Consider the following 21,406-nt stretch of genomic DNA (forward strand, 5'->3'; position numbering starts at 1 on the left):
ATGCTTCCTCTCCATTGCTTTAACTTAACGGGGAATAATAAAAGTGGATTTTTCATCGCGCGTTCTAATAATCATCTCATTTCCAGACATTTCCTGAGCGACTACATCAAAATGAATGGGGTAATTTCCAGATTCATTTTGACCCATAGTAGTGCTAACCTTAATTGGGAATAACTGATTACTTGCTGGCGCAACTTCTATTTCTTGAATTTCTCTGCCCTGTGAATTCAGAATCTTTAAATCATCTAGGCCGGTCGCCTTTACTTGCACCTTCATTGGATGCTCAGAAGCATTCATGATCTGAATGCGATAAATATTCTCGATACGGACGCCCTCAACCTCACGGGCCAAAGCACCACGATCACGCATGACATCCACTCTTAAGGGGTTACGTGTTGCCAAGGAAACAAGAAAGGCCGAGGTCAAAACCGTGATGAAAGCTGTGTAAATTAATACGCGCGGACGCAGAATATGACGAATCGCGCTTTGATTTGATTCCTTGTCTTCAATTGCACGCTCTGTTGTATAGCGAATCAATCCCTTTGGATAATCCACCTTCTCCATCACTTGATCGCATGCATCAATACAGGCGCCACAACCAATACACATATATTGCAAACCATCACGAATATCAATGCCAGTAGGACAAACCTGAACACAAATGCTGCAATCAACGCAATCGCCTAAACCTAAAGAAGCTTGGTCTGCAGATTTACTGCGACTACCCCTGGGTTCGCCACGTACTTTGTCGTAAGTCACCAAGAAGGTATCTTTATCGACCATGACGCTTTGGAAGCGTGCATACGGGCACATGTATTTACAAACTTGCTCACGCATAAAGCCAGCGTTACCCCAAGTGGCAAAACTATAGAAGCAGAGCCAGAAGGTTTGCCATGGCCCAAGAGAGAGATGGATTAACGATGTGCCTAAAGTTTCGATTGGGGTGAAATAGCCAATAAAGGTGAAGCCAGTCCAGAAAGCAATCAACAACCAAAGGAAATGCTTAGTAATCTTTAAGCGCCATTTACGGAAGCCCCAAGGCCACTCCTCACCATCCAAACGAATACGCGCAAAGCGGTCACCCTCGACCTTACGCTCGATCCACATAAAGATCTCGGTATAAACCGTTTGAGGACAGGCATAACCGCAAAACAAGCGCCCTGCAACCGCCGTAAAGAGAAACAAGGCTAACGCAGAAAGAATTAATAAGAGCGTGAGATAAATCACGTCTTGTGGCCAAAGCACTAGGCCAAAAATATAGAACTTACGCTGAATTAAATCAAAGAGAACAGCCTGACGACCATTCCAGCTCACCCATGGCAACCCATAAAATAGTAACTGGGTTGCAAATACCAAGATGAAGCGCCAGCGGGCAAAAAGCCCTGATACTGAACGCGGATAAATCTTTCGCCGGACCTCATAAAGAGACTCCTCGATAACCTCTATCGGAATAGGCTTCCCACCCGGCGAACGATCTGACACTAAATACTTTACTTACTTAGCTGCTGCTGGCTGCTTGTTGTTAGACAAGCCCCATACATAGGCAGTTAGTAAATGAATTTTCTCAGGGCTCAACACCTTATCTTGAGCAGGCATCATTGCCATACGACCTTTGGTTACAGTCTCAACAATAGTTGCCTCAGAACCACCATATAACCAAACTTTATCAGTTAGATTTGGTGCACCTAAAGCGATATTGCCTTTGGCATCCGGACCATGGCAGGCTACACAGTTTGCTTGGAATACTTGTGCTCCACGAGCAGCTTTAGCTTCATCGACTGGCAAACCTGAGAGGCTACGTACATAGTTGGCAACATCCACAATTTGATTGCTATCTAGCTGTGGGAATGGAGGCATCACGCCGCCACGACCATTAACGATAGTAGCTTTGATATTTTCTGGTGAGCCGCCGTATAGCCAGTCGCCATCAGTTAAATTCGGGAAGCCCTTAGCGCCACCAGCATCAGAGCCATGACATTGCGCGCAAGAGTTCAAGAATAAACGTTGACCCATTTCACGTGCTTTTGGATCAGCGGCAACTTGCTCAATGTCCATCGTGACGTATTTTGCATAGACGGGCTTTAGCTCGTCATTAGCAGTTGTCATGGATTTCATGAGCGAGCCATCTGTACTGTATCCCAATACGCCAGGGAATGATCCAAGGCCAGGAAATAAGACCAAATAAACTAATCCAAAGATGCATGACAACAAGAACATCCACATCCACCAGCGTGGCAGTGGATTATTTAGCTCACGCAAATCACCGTCCCAAACGTGGCCAGTATCTGCAACCGCCCCATCAGCCGTATGTACTACCTTAGCTTTACGCTGTGAAAATAACAGCCAAATACACCAAACAATACCTACCAATGAAACTAAGGCGATATAGGCGCTCCAACCGCTGCTAAAAAAGTCACTCATGATTTGTCCTTACTAAATTCATCCGGAAGATCAAATGGAAGTTCTGCTGATTCCTGATTCGCTTGCTTTCTACCAGGAGACCACGCCCACAAAACAATTCCCACAAAGAAAAGAAGCCCAATTACTGTAGAAAAAGCTGAGAGATAAGGTGTAATCTGTTCCATTTGATTTATATCGTTCTAATTAAAATCCTAGCCTTTACTTGGCAACAACTTCATCAACAATGATGTAGCGACGGTTAACACCTAAACCTTGTAGATATGCAATCAAAGCATCTTCTTCGGTTTTTCCTTCCAACTCTTTAGGTGCATTTGCAATCATTTCCTCGGTATAAGGAACACCTAAGCGAGTCATCGCAACCATGTGCGATTGAATTGAAGAGGCATCAGCCGCATTTTTCTGTAACCAAGGATAAGCAGGCATATTTGACTCAGGAACCACATCGCGCGGATTACGCAAGTGGATACGATGCCAATCATCTGAATAACGTGCACCTACGCGAGCCAAATCTGGACCGGTACGCTTACTACCCCAGAGAAATGGATGATCAAAAACAGACTCACCAGCTAAAGAGTAAGGGCCATAACGCTCCACTTCAGAACGTAGTGTACGAATCTGTTGTGAATGACAGCCAACACATCCTTCGCGCTGATAGATATCGCGACCAGCTAAACGCAAAGCTGTGTATGGAACAACGCCAGGACTAGGTTCAGTCGTAGTGTGTTGGAAAAAGAGTGGAACGATTTGAACCAAACCTGCAATCGACACAACTACGATCGTTGCAATAATTAACCAGCCAACGTTTTTCTCAAGCGTTCCGTGGGAAAAGAATTTATTTTCGCTAGACATTTTCTTCTCCTTTTAATGTTCAGCAACGGCCATTGGAATAGGCGCGTTTACAAAAGTTTTGCCTTGCACGGTTTTGAAGACGTTATACGCCATCAAGAACATGCCGCTCAGGTAGCACAAGCCACCCAACAAACGAATTACATAGAAAGGGAATGTTGCTTTAACGGACTCAACGAAACTGTAGGTCAAAGTACCATCTGGCTCAAATGCTCTCCACATTAAACCTTGCATTACACCGGCAATCCACATTGCAGCGATATACAAAACAACGCCGATAGTAGCAATCCAGAAATGCAACTCGATCCACTTAGTGCTGTACATCTCTTTTTGACCGACCAAACGTGGGATCAAGTAATAGAGAGAGCCAATAGTAATCATGGCAACCCAACCCAAAGCGCCAGAGTGAACGTGTCCAATGGTCCAGTCAGTGTAGTGAGACAAGCTATTCACTGTCTTAATGGACATCATTGAACCTTCAAAGGTAGACATACCGTAGAAGGACAATGCCACTACCAAGAATTTCAAGATTGGGTCACGACGCAGCTTGTACCAAGCGCCAGACAAAGTCATGATGCCGTTGATCATGCCGCCCCATGAAGGCGCTAACAAGATTAAAGAAAATACAGTTCCCAAGGACTGAGTCCAGTCTGGCAATGAAGTGTGTTGCAAGTGGTGAGGCCCCGCCCACATATAAGTAAAGTTCAAAGCCCAGAAGTGAACAATAGACAAACGATATGAATAAATTGGGCGCTCAGCTTGCTTTGGAATGAAGTAGTACATCATGCCTAAGAAGCTAGTAGTCAAGAAGAAGCCTACTGCGTTATGGCCATACCACCACTGCACCATCGCATCTTGCACACCAGCGTATGCAGAGTAAGACTTCCACATTGATGCAGGCATTTCCAAGTTATTGAAAATATGCAGAATGGCAATTGTCAGAATATATGCGCCAAAGAACCAATTAGAAACATAAATATGTTTCGTTTTACGCTTCATGATGGTTCCGAAGAACACCACTGCATAAGCTACCCAAACTACAGTAATCAACAAATCGATTGGCCACTCTAGCTCGGCGTACTCTTTAGAAGTTGAGATGCCTAATGGCAAAGTCACAGCCGCCAAAACAATTACTGCTTGCCAACCCCAAAAGGTAAAGGCTGCTAGCTTGTCACAAAATAAACGTGCTTGACATGTGCGCTGCACAATGTAGTAGGAAGTCGCAAATAGCGCAGATCCGCCAAAAGCAAAAATCACCGCATTGGTATGCAAAGGACGCAAACGACCATAGCTCAACCAAGGAATATTAAAAGTGATTTCAGGCCAGATCAGCTGGGCTGCGAGGATAACTCCCACGAGCATGCCGACAATTCCCCAAAGCACAGTAACGATGGCAAATTGGCTGACAACCTTGTAATTGAAGGTATCTTGATTACTCCCCACGGTAAGTCCCATGGTTTCTCCTTTTTTGTGACCAAACAGCGACATAATCCAAATAGACTGGATTGATTATCAAAGTAAGGACGGAGAGGCGGTTTGATCTATATCAAAAAGGGTGGGGCATATTCAGGCCGCCCCATCAGATTCTGTGTAGAAATCCTAAATCCAAGATAGATATGGACTTTTTAGATAGTAATCACTAACTTATTTAGGCTCTGGGGTGTCATCATCCATCAAAATGGCATGACCTGGACCATCTAAATCGTCAAACTGCCCACTTTTAATGGACCAGCGCAAAATCCAGACTAAAAGGCCTACCAGAACCAGCGATAAAGGGATGAGCAGAAATAAACTTTCCATCCCTATAGTCTAAGCTTTTCGCAAACGCCAAGCATTTAAAGTTACAGCTAGCGAGGAAAGTGACATTCCAATTCCGGCAATCCAAGGATTCACCAAACCCATCATTGCAGCGGGAATAGCTATCAAGTTGTAGGCTAAGGCCCACCACAGATTTTCTTTAATAATGATTTGAGTCTTATCAGCCAACTGCAAAGTTTTGGCCAGGGACTCTAGCGAGATAGCAGTCAGAATTGCATCAGCCCCTGCTGCAGCTAATGGTGCACCGGCACCAACCGCAATCGAGATATCAGCACGAGCAAGTAAAGGTGCGTCATTAACACCATCGCCAATTGCCCAGACAAAACGATTTTCTTTTTGCAAGCGCTCGATATAGTCGTACTTATCTTCAGGAGTACACCCGCCTTGATAGTGATCGATACCGACATGCTCGGCCCACCATGCAACGGTGGCACGATCATCCCCAGAAACTAAATGCACAGTAATATTTCTAGACTTCACTACTTTTAAAAATTGTTCCAAACCAGGTCTGGGTGTATCTAAGAAAACAAAGCTAGCAATCAAACCTTGAGCATCGGCTAAATGCACTTGACCGTATTGACCAAGTTGGGCACCCTGCTCTACGTCCACCCACAAAGCGCTTCCCAGACGATAAGCGCCCGAACTCAAGCCTTTTCCTAGCTGATTAATCACTGGGTCAACTAATACAGGTAGAGATAATTTCTGAAGTTCGGCAGCACGTATCAAAGAAAGCGCAAGGGGATGTCTTTGACCAGCCTCCATGGCTGCAGCTAAAGCTAATGCATCTTCACTGCGATAGCCCGCACGTAAATGAATAATCTCTTGTAACTCTGGTTGGCCCATGGTTAAGGTGCCAGTTTTATCTAGCACTAAGTCGGTAGCTTTAACCAAGCCCTCCATCACATGACCACGCACGATGAGTAAACCCAATTTAGTTACAGCACCTTGGGCAGCTGCCATTGCGGTAGGTACCGCTAGAGATAAAGCACAAGGACAGCTGGCAACCAAAACAGAAACTAAAACAGTCCAGGCTCGACTAGGGTCAAAGTACAACCATGTAGCTGAAGAAACAAATGCTCCAAGCAATAAGAATGCTACAAAATAAGCTGTCCACTTTTCTGCAAGACTGATCATCACCGGCTTAGCAAGTAATGCCTGATCCAACAAAGAAGCAATACCCGCAATACGCGTTGACTGTCCTACCGCCTCGATTCTCATGAACAATGGATTGAGAATATTATGGGTTCCGGCGTATACGCGATCACCAATCTTTTTCTCAACGGGTTTGGATTCGCCAGTTAACAAAGATTCATCTAAAGCACTGGGGTTTTCAATCAAGACACCATCCGCCGGCAATACCTCACCAGGGGAAACGCGCAATACCTCGCCGGGATGGCAATTAACAACTGGAACCACTTCAATCTCTTGTGATGCTGGGTAATTCAAAGCACGCTCACACGTTGCAGGCAATTGCTTTGCTAAGGCCTCAGCCCCACCCTGCGCATCTTGCCTTGCCAATAACTCGACATATCTTGCCGCCAAGATAAAGGCAACAAACATGGTTATAGAATCAAAATAGCTATGGCCTGCACCGGTGACTAAATTAATGGTGCCTGCTGTAAATGCTAGGGCCAAGGCCAGTGCAATAGGCACATCCATACCCAACATATGGGTTTGCTTGAATGATTGGATGCTATGCCAGGCTGCTTGGAATATTGGCCCTGCCGAATAGACCATCACCGGTACTGTCAAAGCCCAACTAGTCCAACCCAGAAGAATCTCAAACTCAGGGGTGATGTCAGCACCAACATAGGTGGGCCATGCATACATCATGACCTGCATCATGCCTAGCATCGCTACGCCAAGACGCAGAAGAAGGCTACGTCGTTCTTTTTTTGCCCTGTCTAAAGATTGAGAAGGCTCAAATGGCCAAGCTTCATAACCAATTCGCTCAATTTCAAAAAGCAACCTTGCTAGGCTCGTTTTATCCGGTGAAAAACGCACCATCACTTTTTGCGTAACGTAATTAATTTGCACATCCTGAACGCCGGCATTACGACGCAAGTGTTGCTCACACAACCAAACGCAAGCAGCACAACGAATTTTCTCTAAGCGTAGTGTTGTCTGAAGATCGCCTATGTCTCCATAGGGGCGAGTAAAGCGACCTCTCAATGAAGGATCGTCGTACGGCTTGAGTTTTTCCGGAATCTCATTGTTAGCCAGATAAGCAGCAGGTTTTTCGCCAGACTGAGAACGTCTGGCATAAAAAACTTCTAGACCTTCGCCATGAATCGTTTGCGCAATCGCCATACAGCCTGGACAACAAAATGCTCGGGGCTCACCCCCTAATTCTGCCTCGATTAATTCACCAGGAAGAATCTGGCTTGCACAGTGATAGCAAACCAAAGCATGTTTCTGATTCATCTGATTCATCTAATCACTCATGTGCGCACAGAACTACCCCAGCCCCTACGACGCTCGTAAATTACAAATAGAACGCCCCACATGACGACAGCAACGTATGCCCACACCCAAGAAATCTGTGAAGCACGAGAGCCAGAGATATCCAAAACGAAACCAAAAATTGCTGGGCCCAATAAGCCGCCACCAAAACCCATCAAGGAGTGCAGACCCATTGCCGCACCCTTAATGTTTTCTTGCGCACTTATCACTAAGCCCGCTGTAAGTGTTGAAGAATCTGCCATGATGAAAATTGCATGTCCAATCGCTAGAGCAACAATCAACCACCATGACTGGCCTGTAGAACATGCAAATGCAATGCCCAAAACAGCACTAGCAAGCATCACAAAACATACCCACTTTTGACGGCCAACCCTTAAGGCAATCTCATTCCCCATGATAGAAGCAGGTACGCCAAAGAAATTAATCACACCCGCTAAGGTAGTAGCCGTCAAAAAGAATGCCTCTCCAGAGGCGACTGCGCAAAAAGCAAAGAAAGCAACAATCCAACTTCTAGAGGCAAAGAGTTCTAGCGTATGGGCGGTATACCCAAAAATATAGCCAGATGCATTCTTGTCTTGCAAAACCAATTTCCATTTGTCTACAGGAAAAATATCGTGCAAACGAATGTTAATCGGGCCCTTCCATTTCTCATGCTGTAGAGCTGGAATAAGTAGAAAAACAATCAGAAAAGCGCTAAATGGACCTAAGGCAATCAAGCTAAATACGTAGTGCCAACCTAGCGCACTCAGAATCCAGCCTGAGCATAAATACGAAAATCCCGTACCGATGCCGAAGAAGGCGGTGTAAAAAGCAATATGCCGCGTTAATTCTCCAGACTGAATCCGATCTGACAAAATTTTGAGACCTGGCATATAGGTGCCTGCAAGACCGGCGCCGTTCAAAGCCATAAAAATGAATGCAGTCCAAAAGTTATTGGCCAACAAGCCCATACCTAAAAGTCCGCAAGTAGCAGTGAGGCCACCCACAAGATATACCTTGCGGGCATCAACCCGGTCAGTTAACGCAGTAGCCAAAGGAACTGCCAGCATATAGCCAAAGAAGAAGGCGCTGGCAATTAAACCTGACTGCAAATTGCTGAGGCTCCACTCATCTTGCAAAGCAGTTAATACTACGGCGTAGCAAGCAAAGCCCAATAAGGCACAGGTTTGTGCCATGAGCATAAGGGGGGTATAACCAGCTGAACGAAAGCGCATAAATAGTCAGTAGAAACGTGAACCCATTCTACTCGCCCAGAAGGAGTCAGACCCGCTACACTATTAAAAAATAAGATGGAGACAGCATGAACAGTAAATTCTTTACCGGCAGCCTACTGCGGATCAGCATCAGCCTTTTTATAGGCTTTATAAGCCCGCTAGCAATGGCCGATAACTACCCTTCAAAACCTATAAAAGCAATTGTTCCTTTTGCTGCTGGTAGCACTACAGATCAAATTGGCCGCGCTTTTGCTGCAAAGATGTCTGAGACATTGGGTCAGCCCGTCGTTATTGAAAATCGACCCGGAGCAAATGGACTCATTGGTGCAGATTTTGTAGCCAAAGCGCCCGCAGATGGATACACGATATTGTTTGGCACCAACAGCACCAATGCCGCCCTGAAAAGTCTTGTTAAGAATCTACCTTACAACCAAGATACCGCCTTTACCCCTATTGGATACTTTGGATCAGCGCCACTCATCATTGCTGTTAATAATGATGTACCCGTCAAATCCCTTAACGGATTTGTATCGCTTGCTAAAGCGAATCCGGGAAAAATCACATTTGCTTATGCAAGCACATCGCAGCGTGTTTCCTCAGAAATGTTAGCGAGCTTTGCGGATATCAAAATGACTGGCGTGTCATACAAAAGCGGCCCCAATGCAATGACTGATTTAATTGGCGGTCAGGTCAACATGTTCACATCTGACTTTGGGGTATCTTTGCCGCAGGTGCAAGCAGGAAAGATTCGTGGTCTAGCCGTTACTTCATTGAAGCGCTCACCAGTCATTCCGGAGCTCCCTACCGTAAATGAAGCACTAGGCACCAAAGGCTATGAACTGATTGCCTTCTTTGCAGCATTTGGGCCAGCAGGCATGCCAAAGGAAGCGGTTCTCAAACTCAATCAAGCAATCAACAATGCCGCTAAATCAAAAGACCTGGTTGAAAGACTTTCTGCAAATGGGTTTGAAACCCAACCCGGCACACCTGAGGCTCTCGGACAAAAAATTAAACTAGAAACTGCGAAATGGGCAAAGGCTATTAAAGAAGCTGGCATGGAGCCAGAGTAAACCCAAAAGGTTTATTGCTGACTACGATTCGGTGAGTCCTGGAAACCGTTAGAACGGTAAGTAAGGACTAAGGTATCTCGATAGCCGTAATTTCCCAATGGCTGTATGGGCGTAGATTCATGAATCATGCGTTGGTCATTCATTAACAATACAGACCAGGGTTGCGAAAGTGTAAAACGCAAGCCTGCAGAACCAGAGGTATCAAATATTCTGGTCTCACCGCCCTTGATGCCTGAACGATCTAACAAAAAGACTGCTACAAAATCGACACCATCACGATGAGCGCCCTCTGGAGTGGGGCGCCCGATTCCATCGGCGGTATCAATCCGAAATTGATGCGCCTCAACAAACCAAGTATTTACAGGCTTTAGGCCATTCAGGATATGAGCAAGACCAAGCAATACGGCCTGCCAAGCGGGATTGTTTAACAACTCACTTTGAATAGGCTCAAACCAACGCTCAATCCCGCCATGCAATGCGTTGTAGTCAAGTGACTGCCAATGCGCACGGTGCGGAACCAAGGCAAGATCATTACCCTTAATCTGATAACTAGCATGACGACGAAAGCGATAGCGACCGCCATCCTTCAGATAGGGGTCACGAGGTAAATCTTCCCAAAACTGTGTGAGATTTTGCAGACTAGATAAAGCAACATGACTAAATTCAGCAACAGTCTCGGCCGATACGACTGCATAGCCGTCATTACGCAATGCCTGATCAATCTGCTTTAAAGGGGTTAACGTAGGCGCAAGGCCAGTAATTGTCATGTGTCTATTTTAGGTCAAGCGGCAGAACTTAGTGTGTTCAACTGCCTTAATCCAACTGAGCGCCAGAGGCTTTCACAATCTTTGCCCACTTTGCCAACTCATCTTTGAGTAAAGCGCTCAACTTTGAAGTGGGTACGGGGGCAAGATCCAAGCCTTGCGCAGTTAACTTTTCGCGCACTTCTGGTTTAGCCATGGTCTTCTCCATTGCTACTTGAACTTTCTTTACAACATCTGCACTGATACCGATTGGCGCAAAGATCGCCACCCAAACCTCACCCACACAATCAGGATAAGTTTCGGCAATCGTCGGAATTTCTGGTGCTGCGCTTGATCGCTTTGCAGAACTAATCGCAATCGCCTGTAATTTTCCCGCTTTGATGTAATTTAATGCAGATGGCAAACTTGCAAACGCCAAAGGTACTTGTCCGCCCAGTACATCATTGATGGCAGGAGCCACTCCTTTATATGGAATATGCTGCATCTCAATGCCAGCGCTAGCATTGAGCATCGCACCCAATAAATGACTAATGGTGCCATTGCCAGCGGAGGCATAAGAAAGCTCACCAGGCTTCTTCTTGGCAGCAGCAACAACATCGGCCAAAGTTTTGTATGGTGATCCTGGTGGTGATACCAGTACATATGGAGTAGCACCTATGTAATACAAGGGCACAAAATCATTGATGGGATCAAAACCAGGATTCTTATACAGAGAGGGATTAATAGCTTGTGCACTATTAATAGTGAGCAATAAGGTATAGCCATCCTTTGCTGAGCGAGCAACGCTTTGAGTGCCAATATTGCCGCCAGCACCAGGCCTGTTTTCAACCACAATGGAAGCGCCAATAGATTCGCCAAATGTAGGCGCAATCAAGCGCGCCACAATATCGTTAGTGCCGCCCGCTGTCTGAGGAACCACCATGGATATAGGCTTATTGGGGTAACTTTGCGCCTGGACACCAAAAGAACTGGCAATACCCAATACCAACAACACTTTTTGAATTGTTTTATACATGTAATCCCCTCAGTGAACCAAATTCAAGCGTACACGCACTTCACCCACATGACCCTTAAGGTCATATAACTCTTTAGCATCCAACATGGATACCTTGATATTGCCAACACGTCTTTCAATATCCTCGAGATCCTTAAAATTCTTTTCTTTAAGCGCTGGATTTTGGGCATTCCGCTCAATGACTTTAAGCTCTTCATACACTTGAGCTAACTTCAAGCGCAATAAGAAGTTTTTAGTTGTTGGAATGTAAGTAAATAATGGAATCAAAATGACCAGCAATGGAATAACAATCTTGACAAAACGCCCAGCCCAAACTGCAGTCCAGAATGGCAAGTGGCGATGCAAGAATGAAGGTCCATCCTTTAAATAAATCTCGGCATCCGCATGCAAAGGAAAATCTAAGCCAGAACTAGAAGGAAACTCGCCCGTTTTTTGTAAGCGAGAATATGATTTCAAAATATCGTAAGAAGCACTAAGCAGGAGTGACACCAATGCTGGGCTGACATTGTCATGAGCCACCAAAGTAGCAGTGGCAGCCATAACCTGAATATCCTGACGCGGCTGGTCATACTGAATACTCAATAATCCCCTTGGCACTGTTACCTTAGATAAGTAAGGAAGATTGCGAGTATATGCATCCGCCTGGTCAAAGCTCATCAAACGGATACCCGGGATGGAGTAAAACTTTCTCAAGATCGGCGCTTCTGCTGCGGCCACAATAAATACTGCGTCCAGCTCGCCCTTACTTAACTTGGCTATAGCTTCATCAGGGGTTAACTTCTGCGTATTAAATTCTTTTTCAGAAATACCGCTAGCCTGCAATATATCTTTTGTTAGCGCTAAAGTACCACTCCCCTCATTACCTATCGAGACATTCTTGCCTTTTAACTGACTCAATATCTTCAGTTGACCGCCATCAGCTTTAAAAGCACCCTCGCGATACCAAACCCAAATTGGCTCATAAAACATTCCTGCTATGGACACCAAATTGGGATATTCACTGATCTTGGCAACACCACCTTGTACCATCGCAAAATCTACTCCAGATTTTTGATCATTTAAGAGGCGTAAGTTATCTAACGTTCCACCAGTTGAGCGAACCTTCAGATCTACACCATCATTAGAGAGCTCCGCCTTCAGTCGCTCTCCAAACTGGTAATAGAGTCCAGTAGGAAAGCCCGTAGCCATTTCAATCGACTTTGGTGGTGGCGGGACTAAGATCCACAACACGCCAAAAATGATAATTAGCAGTACAAAAAAGCTAGCTGCTAGAGCCAGGGGGTTATAAATTTGTCTTCTGATTAAATTCATTAAAACCTCTTATGTTTTTTGCATTATGCCCCGACCATGGCATTCGGAAAAGGTTTCAAAACTGAACATCTAAATCGAGATAAGATGAGGCTTTTTAGACGTCCCAAAGAACATGATGAATTCAGCTAAAACCAAGGTAGCCCTAGTCACCGGCGCAGGAACTGGCATTGGCAAGGCAGCAGCCAAAGCCCTTCTTAAAGGTGGGTATCAAGTGGTTCTAACCGGGCGTAATTTAGACAAATTACAGAAAGCGATCACCGATATCGGCGGCAATGAGAATAATTGCCTTGCCGTCTCTTGCGACGTTGGTAAGCCCGATGAAGTCAAAAAACTGTTTGCAGCCCTTAGCAATAAATTTGGTCGCATAGATGTCCTATTCAATAATGCCGGAATGGGTGCTCCTGCCATTCCTATGGAAGACTTGAGTTACGAACAGTGGATGAATGTAGTCAATGCGAATCTGTGTGGCGCATTCTTGTGTTCACAAGAAGCAATTCGCATGATGAAAGCCCAATCCCCTCAAGGCGGCAGAATTATCAATAACGGCTCAATCTCCGCGCATGCACCGCGTCCTATGTCAGCTCCCTACACCGCTACAAAACATGCCATTAGCGGTTTGACAAAAACCATTGCCTTAGATGGGCGCCCATTCAATATTGCTTGCGGTCAAATTGATATCGGTAATGCTGCTACCGAGATGACTGAACGCATGGCCGCTGGAATTATGCAGGCTGATCAATCTATCAAGGTGGAGCCGCGCATGGACGTTGATCATGTCGGAGAAGCTGTACTACATATGGCCCAACTGCCACTAGAAAGCAATATTCTCTCGATGACTATTATGGCAACGAATATGCCCTTTGTTGGCAGGGGCTAGAGCTTACTGACGTACCTGATCTATCTGGAGCTGTAAGTCTTTAGTGCCAACCTTAACGATTTTCGCATTAGAGATTAAATCCCCAGCTTCCGGCTTAGCCATTCCTGTCTTAGAGACCCGCACTTCAATACTAGCTTCTGTTAACTGTGAAAGAGGTGCGCTTGGATTCATAGCCAAGGCATCATTCAAAGTAAAGCTCATCGGAAAATCCGTTGCAGGCACTTTTAAGACTGCAACTGGCATACGCTCACCCGGCTTACGTGCAATCACCATCACAATATCCCCAGGCTTCATTTTAGATTTGAGGTCTGCAGATATTTCAATCTTGCCGCTGATCTCTTTTCCACCATTGCCAACCTGGACTGGAGAAGCAATGGTGGCAGCTAAACCACCTTTAGAGCGTGCCTCCGCAATGGATCCCTGTATAGCACGCGCCTCATCAGTATCGGGTGGTATTTGTTTTGCCAGCTTTTCCCAAGTCTGTACTGCTGCCTTGTAATTACTCGCGTTATAAGAAGCAGTTCCAGAAAGCCAAAGCGCCATTAAATTATTAGGATCTAGCTTAAGAGCTTGATTAATCAACTGCAAAGGCTTACCAGAAAAATTACCGTTGGCATTTGTAGCCAATACGTCCGCGTAATCCGCTAATAATTGCGGATCAGAATCTATAAAGTTACCAGCACGTGCATAAGCATTAGCAGCATCCTCGTTACGCCCCAAAATACGATAGGAGCGCGCCAACATTGCCCAGCCCTTGAGATTCGTAGGATCCTTTTCCATCTTGACGGCAAACTCGTCCACCATTTTTTCAACACCCTCTTGAGTAACCGGCTGCTCAGAATTTCTTTGGGCTATGCGAACAACGTCGCCTAAGGAAAAGTAGAGTGCTGATGAAATTAATATGATGAAAATACATAGTCCGACAGCAGTTTTCTTGGTAGAGCCCGGAACCTCTCGGTCATCTTCTTCAATAGTGTCTTGAAAAAGACGTTGACGCATTTCTGCATGGGCAATTTCATAATCAACCGAGTTAATTACACCGGATTGATGTTCTGCTTCTAATTTATCCAACTCCTCGCGATAAATAGTGGCATTCATCTGACGACGTGAAGTTGCCTTGCTCTTTGCAGGAAATATAAAAGGTCTCAGTAGCAATACCAATACCAATACCAGGAGCAGAAATGCCGGAATCAAGAAGCTAGTCACTAAATTCATCCTTCTTTCTTATCAGCCGCATTGAGCATGGCATCGATTTTCTGATTATCCGCATCAGTCAGAGCGACTATAGGCACAAAGCCGTTTCTGCGTCGCAAGTACATTAATAAACCAGCAATACCGATAACCAATATAACGAATGGACCAATCCAGAGCAGCCATGTCACTGGTTTAACTGGAGGGCGGTATAAGACAAAATCACCGTAACGCTCAACCATAAAGGTGCGAATTTGATCGTCGCTCTTGCCTTCTTTAATTAAGGTGCGGATTTCACGACGCAAATCATTTGCCAAGTCAGAGCGTGAGCCAGCTAAGGATTCGTTCTGGCAAACCAGGCAGCGCATTTCTTCAGAAATACTAATGAGACGCTGTTCTGTCAAAGGATCATCCGCTAGGGGCGCAGCTTCATTAGCAATGGCGCTACCCAGACTTAATACACAAACGGCGATTAAGAAAATGTTTTTCATGATTTCTTAAGCTCAGTCAGCATCGGATAAATTTTCTGATTCAATAAATCCATCGTTAATGGGCCGATATGCTTAAAGCGAATCACGCCCGCCTTATCAATAATGTAAGTCTCAGGAACGCCGTAGACACCATAATCAATACCAACACGACCATTGCCATCAAAAGCGGAGAGGGTATAGGGATTGCCTTGCTTTGCCAACATCGCCATAGCATCTTCTCGCTTGTCTTTGTAATCCAGACCAATAACTGGTGCCATTTGAGATTTAGCCAGCTCCACCAAAACAGGATGTTCTTCACGACATGCCACACACCACGATGCCCAGACATTCAATATCCACACCTGGCCCTTCATGCTAGCAGGTGAGAATGTTTTATTGGAATCAGCCAATTGAGCAATCTCAAATGCAGGTGCTGCCTTATTAATTAACGGAGACGGAACCTCATGTGGATCACGATTTAATCCAATAGCCAAAAAGACTACCAACGCAACAAACAGTACGAGTGGAATTAAAAACTTAGCCTTCATGAGAACTTGCTCTTTAGCTTCAAGCGATAGCGCTTATCCGACATGGCCAGTACGCCGCCCAAAGCCATTAACAAGCAACCGCCCCAAATCCAGTCAACAAAAGGTTTGTAATACACGCGTACTGCCCAAGACTGATCTCCAAGCTCTTCGCCTAGAGACACATAGACATCACGAGTAAGCCCAGCATCAATCGCTGCCTCTGTCATTGGCATCGTCGATGAGAAGTAACTTCTCTTCTCAGGATAAAGACTGATCTGACCACTGCCATTTTTTGACAAAATGAATGTACCGCGCATTGCCTGGTAATTTGGTCCACGAACTGCATTGACGCCCTGCAGCTGAATTTGATAACCACCAACCGTTACTGTGTCGCCTGCTGACATGCGCACATCTTTTTCTTCTTGATAAGCGCCCACCATCGTGACACCAATGACAAAAACCGCAATACCTAAATGCGCCACTTGCATACCAATAAAAGAGCGTGTGGGCTTACCAGCTTTTGCTTGGCGAACAATTTGCATACAACCAGAAGCAATCACCCAAAAGGCGAGCATGAAGCCCATACCTGCAAGCCAGGTAAATTGGCCCATGATCAATGGGATCGATATACCTGCGATCAGAGCAACCAACCCAGCAAGCCACAAACGTTTAATGATGGCGAGTAAGTTGCTTTGCTTCCAGCTTGACCAAGGACCAATGCCCATCAATACCAATAATGGAACCATGATAGGCACGAAGACACTATTGAAATAAGGGGGGCCAACAGAAATCTTGCCAAGATGCAGAGCATCAATCAGCAATGGATATAACGTTCCCAGCAATACAGATCCTGCAGAAACTACCAAGAAGACATTACCGAGCAAGATAAATGTTTCTCTAGAACTTAGATTAAATTTGCCACCCATAGTGCTTTTAGGTGCACGCCAGGCATATAGCAATAGAGATGATCCAACCACCAGTGACAAAAAGATGAGGATGAAAATACCGCGACGTGGGTCAGTTGCAAATGCATGAACCGAAGTTAATACCCCCGAACGCACTAGAAAGGTACCCAATAACGACAACGAGAATGCGGTAATTGCCAAGAGCACGGTCCAACTCTTAAAGCCGCCACGCTTTTCAGTAACCGCTAAAGAATGTAATAAGGCGGTGCCTACGAGCCAAGGAATAAATGAAGCATTTTCAACAGGGTCCCAAAACCACCAGCCACCCCAACCTAATTCGTAATAAGCCCACCATGAACCAAGCGCAATACCCAGAGTCAGAAAAACCCAAGCAGCTGTAGTCCAAGGACGTGACCAGCGCGCCCATGCAGCATCTAATCTACCCGACAATAAAGACGCAATCGCAAATGCAAAGGCTACCGAGAAACCAACATAGCCCATGTAGAGCATTGGTGGATGAAACACCAAACCCGGGTCTTGTAAGAGCGGGTTTAAGGAACGGCCATCTTGAGCGGCAGGTAATAAACGCTCAAAAGGATTTGAGGTTGTTAAAACAAATAACAACAAACCACTAGTCACGAGACCCAATACGCCAATGACGCGTGCCACCATGAAGTCATCTAATGCATTGGAGAGTTGCGCAACCAAAATCGTCCAAGTAGATAGCAAGAAGATCCACAACAACAGCGAGCCTTCATGACCTCCCCATACCGCACCTAATCGATAGATAATCGGCAGCTGTGAATTAGAGTGCTCAGCAACATAAAGCACGGAAAAATCATTAACGTAAAAACTCCAAGCTAATATTCCAAAGGCAATGGCAAGCAACAGGAAAACGGTTTGTGCAGCAGGTCTTGCCAACACCAACCAGTCACGGCGGCCAAAATGCGCACCCAATAAAGGCAAGACCCCTTGAATCAAGGCAATACAAAGCGCTAGAACTAAAGCGTAATGCCCAAACTCAGGAATCATTTAGCGCTTCCATTATTGTTGCCATTTTTTTGAGCCTGCTCTAAGGCATGCTTAGCCTCAGGTGGCATGTAATTCTCATCGTGTTTAGCTAGTACTTCGCTGGCAATAAATTCACCATCTGCATTCAAACGACCTTGAATGACTGCGCCCTTGCCCTCTTTAAATAAATCAGGAAGGATGCCGGTATACGCCACTGGAATGTCTTTAACGAGGTCAGTGATGACAAAGTGCACTGTTAGCCCATCGCGCTTTAGCGACCCATCTTTCACCATGCCACCAATTCGGAAAGCCTGACCTTGGGGAGCTTTACCAGCCACCACATCACTTGGAGTGACATACAAAGCGATATTGCTATTAAGTGCATTCAAGATTAAAAGTGCTGCTACTCCAATAACAACGAGAGCGGCAACAATCATCAACGCACGTTTATATCTAGGCTTCACTTACTTGTCTCTTTATCAAACTGCTCTGCTAGTTGTTCTTGCCTTAACCTGCGCACTATTGACCTGAAACGAGCACGCACAAATAGCGGCTCCAATATCAACACTAGTGCACAAACACCAAAACTGCTCCATACATATAGAGCGTAGCCACCCATGGCAAAAAACTCGGAAGGGCTATTCCACATCAGCTTTTCACCTCAATTGATTGTCTCACCCAATCGGCATGGGCTTCACGCTCCAAAATGATTGCCCTCACTCGCATTAAGGTAACTGCAATGGTGTACATCCAAAGACATAAAGCCATCAATAGCATTCCCCACAGCATGGTTTGAGCCATGGCCGGCGCTTTTGTTAAAGAAACAGATGCCCCTTGATGCAAGGTATTCCACCATTTCACAGAAAAATAAATAATGGGTACGTTGACTACCCCTACCAAAGCCAAAATAGCGCTAGCCTTGTCGGCACGACGAGGATCATCGATAGATGCTCGTAAGGCAATAAAGCCCAAGTAAAGAAATAAGAGAATCAACTCTGAGGTGAGGCGGGCATCCCAAACCCACCAAGTGCCCCACATTGGCTTACCCCAAAAAGCACCCGTCCATAAGGATAGAAATGCCATCCAGGCGCCTATTGGAGCAAGTGCCTGCGCCATCATGGCAGACAAGCGGGTATTAAAAACTAGACCCAATCCTGCCCATGCAGCCATCACTAAATAGATAAACATCGACATCCAAGAGGCGGGCACATGGATAAAAATAATCCGATAGCCCTGACCCTGCACAGCGTCCACCGGGGCCACAAAAAAACTCACCCATAAACCAGCAGCGCCAAATAGAAAAGTCAGAACCCAAAAGAATGGAATGAGCTTACCCGCCACCGGATAAAAGGTACTAGGGCTGGATAACTTAAACCAGTTAACCAAGCGGTGGTTAGAAAAATTATTTAATTGAGTCATTCAATCGCAATCTTGACGGCGGCACTACTTACCCAAGGAACAAATGCTAAAGCCAAAATCAATAATGCGCCTAGCAATGAAAAATGACCTGATGTACCTAAGCCCACGCTATTTGCATATACGGCGCCAGCACCAAAAATAAGCACCGGAATATATAAAGGCAGTATTAATAAGCTTAATAAGATACCGCCACCCCTTACCCCCAAGGTCAGTGCTGCGCCAATGGAGCCCAGCAAGGATAGCACTGGCGTACCCAATAAGAGGGTGCCCATCAACACATATAAAGAGCTAGCATCCAGATCAAACTGAATGCCAATCACTGGGGCCAAGAGTACGAGTGGCAAACCACACACAAACCAGTGAGCAATAATTTTTCCGGTTATCAGTAGCACCATAGGTTGGGGCGATAAAGCGAGCTGCTCTAAAGAGCCATCTTGATAGTCTGCTGCAAACATACGATGCAGGCCCAACAAGGTCGACAACAGGGCCGCGACCCATAGAACGCCAGGGGCAATTTTGCGTAGTAACGCCATATCTGCGCCAATGCCCAATGGAAACAAACTCGTAACCACTACAAAAAAGAATAGTGCTGTGAGCACCTCACTCTTACGGCGCATTACCAAAAGTAAATCGCGATGGATGATCGCTAATAAGGCATTCATAGCTCAAGCACCCTCAGAGATGGAAGGCTTACTTCTTGATGGCTGGTGAATATCACCAGACCGCTCTGCTCTATATGCTCACCAATCAAGCCTTGCAAAGCTTGCATAGCATGTATATCAAGCGCATTAAAAGGCTCATCCAATATCCATAATTTGGCTTGACGTGTCAGCATGCGAGCCATTAAGACACGGCGCTTTTGTCCAGCCGACAAACAGTTGACTGTTAAATGCTCACGTCCACGTAAACCAAAACGCCATAGAGCAGACAATGCTTTTTCATCAGAAAGCGCAACACCATCAAGAGCTGCATATAGCTGCACATTTTCTAGCGCCGTAAGATCTTCCTTCAGGGCATCTCGATGTCCCAGAAATAAAAGCTCACGATGATAGGTAGATGCGTCTTTAGAAATCGATTGCCCGCCCCATAGAATTTCTCCAGCCTCTGGCTTGGATAAACCCGTCAACAGTCTTAACAGACTCGTTTTTCCAACGCCGTTCTCACCACGAACATGCAGACACTCCCCGGCTGAGACTGTTAAATTCAGATCCTGAAATAAGCGTCTTTCACCACGAACACAGCACAGTGCGCGAGCTTCGAGCATGAGATGTGGCGCAATGGAGGAGAAGGAGGTATTGGCTGTCATGTAAGGCAATGGCTTGATTCAAACCACCCCAAGCATTGTCCAAGAGCCCATAGGGGCTGTCAAACCGGCAAAAGTGGAATTAAGGGAATAATCCCTTTCAATTCAATTACTTATGAAATTATAAACCTAGTCGAACAAGAAAGAAAAAACCACCCGCAGGTGGTTTTCTTTGTCAAATCAAGCACTTAGCAAACAGCAAGCTTACCAAAGTTACTTAAAGCGCTTAGTAATTTCTGCAATACGCTGGCCATAGAGTCTGGCAGTCTCTAAGTCCCCAACATTCACCTCATCCGCACTGGCATCTGAAGGAGTTTGCATCATTGCTCCAGCAAAGGAACCAACATAGTTAACGTCGTCACGCTTAGCAGCTTTAGAGTTGGAAGGCATTAGACCAGTACCAACCCATAAGCCGGAGTGTTGCATGGCCAGGGTAAAGAAATAATGCAATGTGGAATGCTTATCACCATTCATAGTGGCTGAATTAGTAAATCCGCCGAATACTTTATCTTTCCACTGCTGAGAAAACCACTGCTTAGAACTCGCATCAGCAAACTTTTTAAATTGCCAGCTGACAGTACCCATATAAGTTGGTGAACCAAAAATGATGGCATCAGCTTCGTTCACAGTCGTCCACTGTGCATCAGTCAAATTTCCTTCGGCATCAATTGCAACCAATGTAGCGTTAGCACCTTTTGCAACTGCCTCTGCTTGTTTTACTGTGTGGCCATAGCCACTGTGAAATACCACTGCAATTTTAGTCATCTCTTTGTCCTTAAAA

General features: G+C 45.5%; 23 protein-coding genes. 2 read left to right on the top strand and 21 right to left on the bottom strand.

What is annotated here, in order from left to right; translation table 11 throughout:
• Positions 1-24: 24 nt before the first annotated feature.
• From ccoG to ICN20_RS01865, 8 genes are all read right to left on the bottom strand, one after another.
• Positions 25-1,482 (bottom strand): cytochrome c oxidase accessory protein CcoG, encoded by a 1,458-nt coding sequence (ccoG, locus tag ICN20_RS01830; RefSeq protein WP_216237840.1) that lies wholly within the window; start codon positions 1,480-1,482, stop codon positions 25-27.
• Between the two features lie 12 nt (positions 1,483-1,494).
• Positions 1,495-2,421: a cytochrome-c oxidase, cbb3-type subunit III gene (ccoP, locus tag ICN20_RS01835; protein ID WP_216237841.1), complete on the bottom strand. Its 927-nt coding sequence runs from the start codon at positions 2,419-2,421 to the stop codon at positions 1,495-1,497.
• A complete protein-coding gene (locus ICN20_RS01840; RefSeq protein WP_216237842.1) occupies positions 2,418-2,585 on the bottom strand; it encodes a cbb3-type cytochrome c oxidase subunit 3 in 168 nt (55 codons plus the stop codon). The genes ccoP and ICN20_RS01840 overlap by 4 nt, the downstream gene beginning before the upstream one ends.
• Positions 2,586-2,619: 34 nt before the next feature.
• Positions 2,620-3,270, bottom strand: a complete 651-nt coding sequence (gene ccoO / locus ICN20_RS01845) for a cytochrome-c oxidase, cbb3-type subunit II (RefSeq protein ID WP_216237843.1) — start codon at positions 3,268-3,270, stop codon at positions 2,620-2,622.
• A 12-nt stretch (positions 3,271-3,282) separates the two neighbouring features.
• Entirely contained in the window at positions 3,283-4,722 is a 1,440-nt protein-coding gene (gene ccoN / locus ICN20_RS01850; protein WP_216237844.1) for a cytochrome-c oxidase, cbb3-type subunit I, read from the bottom strand.
• A gap of 189 nt (positions 4,723-4,911) precedes the next feature.
• Positions 4,912-5,067 carry a cbb3-type cytochrome oxidase assembly protein CcoS gene (gene ccoS / locus ICN20_RS01855; RefSeq protein WP_216237845.1) on the bottom strand — a complete coding sequence of 52 codons (156 nt, stop codon included), beginning with the start codon at positions 5,065-5,067 and terminating at the stop codon, positions 4,912-4,914.
• Between the two features lie 9 nt (positions 5,068-5,076).
• A complete protein-coding gene (locus ICN20_RS01860; protein ID WP_255534612.1) occupies positions 5,077-7,518 on the bottom strand; it encodes a heavy metal translocating P-type ATPase in 2,442 nt (813 codons plus the stop codon).
• An 8-nt stretch (positions 7,519-7,526) separates the two neighbouring features.
• Positions 7,527-8,762, bottom strand: a complete 1,236-nt coding sequence (locus tag ICN20_RS01865; RefSeq protein ID WP_216237846.1) for an MFS transporter — start codon at positions 8,760-8,762, stop codon at positions 7,527-7,529.
• Between the two features lie 86 nt (positions 8,763-8,848).
• Here ICN20_RS01865 and ICN20_RS01870 point away from each other — a divergent pair, with 86 nt between their 5' ends.
• Positions 8,849-9,832, top strand: a complete 984-nt coding sequence (locus tag ICN20_RS01870) for a tripartite tricarboxylate transporter substrate binding protein (protein ID WP_216237847.1) — start codon at positions 8,849-8,851, stop codon at positions 9,830-9,832.
• 11 nt (positions 9,833-9,843) lie between these two features.
• Here ICN20_RS01870 and ICN20_RS01875 read toward each other — a convergent pair whose 3' ends face one another.
• From ICN20_RS01875 to ICN20_RS01885, 3 genes are read right to left on the bottom strand one after another with little or no spacing between them, the layout of a single operon-like run.
• The gene (locus tag ICN20_RS01875) at positions 9,844-10,599 is read right to left on the bottom strand and encodes a 2OG-Fe dioxygenase family protein (RefSeq protein ID WP_216237848.1); all 756 of its coding nucleotides are present in this window, start codon (positions 10,597-10,599) and stop codon (positions 9,844-9,846) included.
• 46 nt (positions 10,600-10,645) lie between these two features.
• Positions 10,646-11,611, bottom strand: a complete 966-nt coding sequence (locus ICN20_RS01880) for a tripartite tricarboxylate transporter substrate binding protein (RefSeq protein WP_216237849.1) — start codon at positions 11,609-11,611, stop codon at positions 10,646-10,648.
• A gap of 9 nt (positions 11,612-11,620) precedes the next feature.
• Positions 11,621-12,922 carry a TAXI family TRAP transporter solute-binding subunit gene (locus tag ICN20_RS01885; protein ID WP_216237850.1) on the bottom strand — a complete coding sequence of 434 codons (1,302 nt, stop codon included), beginning with the start codon at positions 12,920-12,922 and terminating at the stop codon, positions 11,621-11,623.
• Between the two features lie 115 nt (positions 12,923-13,037).
• Here ICN20_RS01885 and ICN20_RS01890 point away from each other — a divergent pair, with 115 nt between their 5' ends.
• Positions 13,038-13,799: an SDR family oxidoreductase gene (locus ICN20_RS01890; RefSeq protein ID WP_370624549.1), complete on the top strand. Its 762-nt coding sequence runs from the start codon at positions 13,038-13,040 to the stop codon at positions 13,797-13,799.
• Between the two features lie 3 nt (positions 13,800-13,802).
• Here the strand turns inward: ICN20_RS01890 and ccmI are convergent, their stop codons facing one another.
• From ccmI to ICN20_RS01940, 10 genes are all read right to left on the bottom strand, one after another.
• Positions 13,803-15,014, bottom strand: a complete 1,212-nt coding sequence (gene ccmI, locus ICN20_RS01895; RefSeq protein WP_216237852.1) for a c-type cytochrome biogenesis protein CcmI — start codon at positions 15,012-15,014, stop codon at positions 13,803-13,805.
• Positions 15,011-15,481 (bottom strand): cytochrome c-type biogenesis protein, encoded by a 471-nt coding sequence (locus ICN20_RS01900; RefSeq protein WP_216237853.1) that lies wholly within the window; start codon positions 15,479-15,481, stop codon positions 15,011-15,013. The genes ccmI and ICN20_RS01900 overlap by 4 nt, the downstream gene beginning before the upstream one ends.
• Entirely contained in the window at positions 15,478-16,008 is a 531-nt protein-coding gene (locus tag ICN20_RS01905) for a DsbE family thiol:disulfide interchange protein (RefSeq protein ID WP_216237854.1), read from the bottom strand. Before ICN20_RS01905 ends, ICN20_RS01900 begins: the two co-directional genes overlap by 4 nt.
• Positions 16,005-17,924 (bottom strand): heme lyase CcmF/NrfE family subunit, encoded by a 1,920-nt coding sequence (locus tag ICN20_RS01910; protein ID WP_216237855.1) that lies wholly within the window; start codon positions 17,922-17,924, stop codon positions 16,005-16,007. Before ICN20_RS01910 ends, ICN20_RS01905 begins: the two co-directional genes overlap by 4 nt.
• Positions 17,921-18,367, bottom strand: coding sequence for a cytochrome c maturation protein CcmE (gene ccmE / locus ICN20_RS01915; RefSeq protein WP_216237856.1), 447 nt, complete (start codon positions 18,365-18,367; stop codon positions 17,921-17,923). Before ccmE ends, ICN20_RS01910 begins: the two co-directional genes overlap by 4 nt.
• On the bottom strand, positions 18,364-18,552 hold the full coding sequence (gene ccmD, locus ICN20_RS01920) for a heme exporter protein CcmD (RefSeq protein WP_216237857.1): 189 nt from the start codon (positions 18,550-18,552) through the stop codon (positions 18,364-18,366). Before ccmD ends, ccmE begins: the two co-directional genes overlap by 4 nt.
• Positions 18,552-19,322, bottom strand: coding sequence for a heme ABC transporter permease (locus tag ICN20_RS01925; protein ID WP_216237858.1), 771 nt, complete (start codon positions 19,320-19,322; stop codon positions 18,552-18,554). Before ICN20_RS01925 ends, ccmD begins: the two co-directional genes overlap by 1 nt.
• Positions 19,319-19,984, bottom strand: a complete 666-nt coding sequence (gene ccmB / locus ICN20_RS01930) for a heme exporter protein CcmB (protein ID WP_216237859.1) — start codon at positions 19,982-19,984, stop codon at positions 19,319-19,321. The genes ICN20_RS01925 and ccmB overlap by 4 nt, the downstream gene beginning before the upstream one ends.
• The gene (gene ccmA / locus ICN20_RS01935; protein WP_255534613.1) at positions 19,981-20,628 is read right to left on the bottom strand and encodes a cytochrome c biogenesis heme-transporting ATPase CcmA; all 648 of its coding nucleotides are present in this window, start codon (positions 20,626-20,628) and stop codon (positions 19,981-19,983) included. Before ccmA ends, ccmB begins: the two co-directional genes overlap by 4 nt.
• Positions 20,629-20,838: 210 nt before the next feature.
• Positions 20,839-21,390 carry a flavodoxin family protein gene (locus tag ICN20_RS01940; RefSeq protein WP_216237860.1) on the bottom strand — a complete coding sequence of 184 codons (552 nt, stop codon included), beginning with the start codon at positions 21,388-21,390 and terminating at the stop codon, positions 20,839-20,841.
• Positions 21,391-21,406 lie beyond the last annotated feature (16 nt).

Source organism: Polynucleobacter sp. JS-Polo-80-F4 (genome assembly GCF_018881965.1).
Taxonomy (GTDB): domain Bacteria; phylum Pseudomonadota; class Gammaproteobacteria; order Burkholderiales; family Burkholderiaceae; genus Polynucleobacter.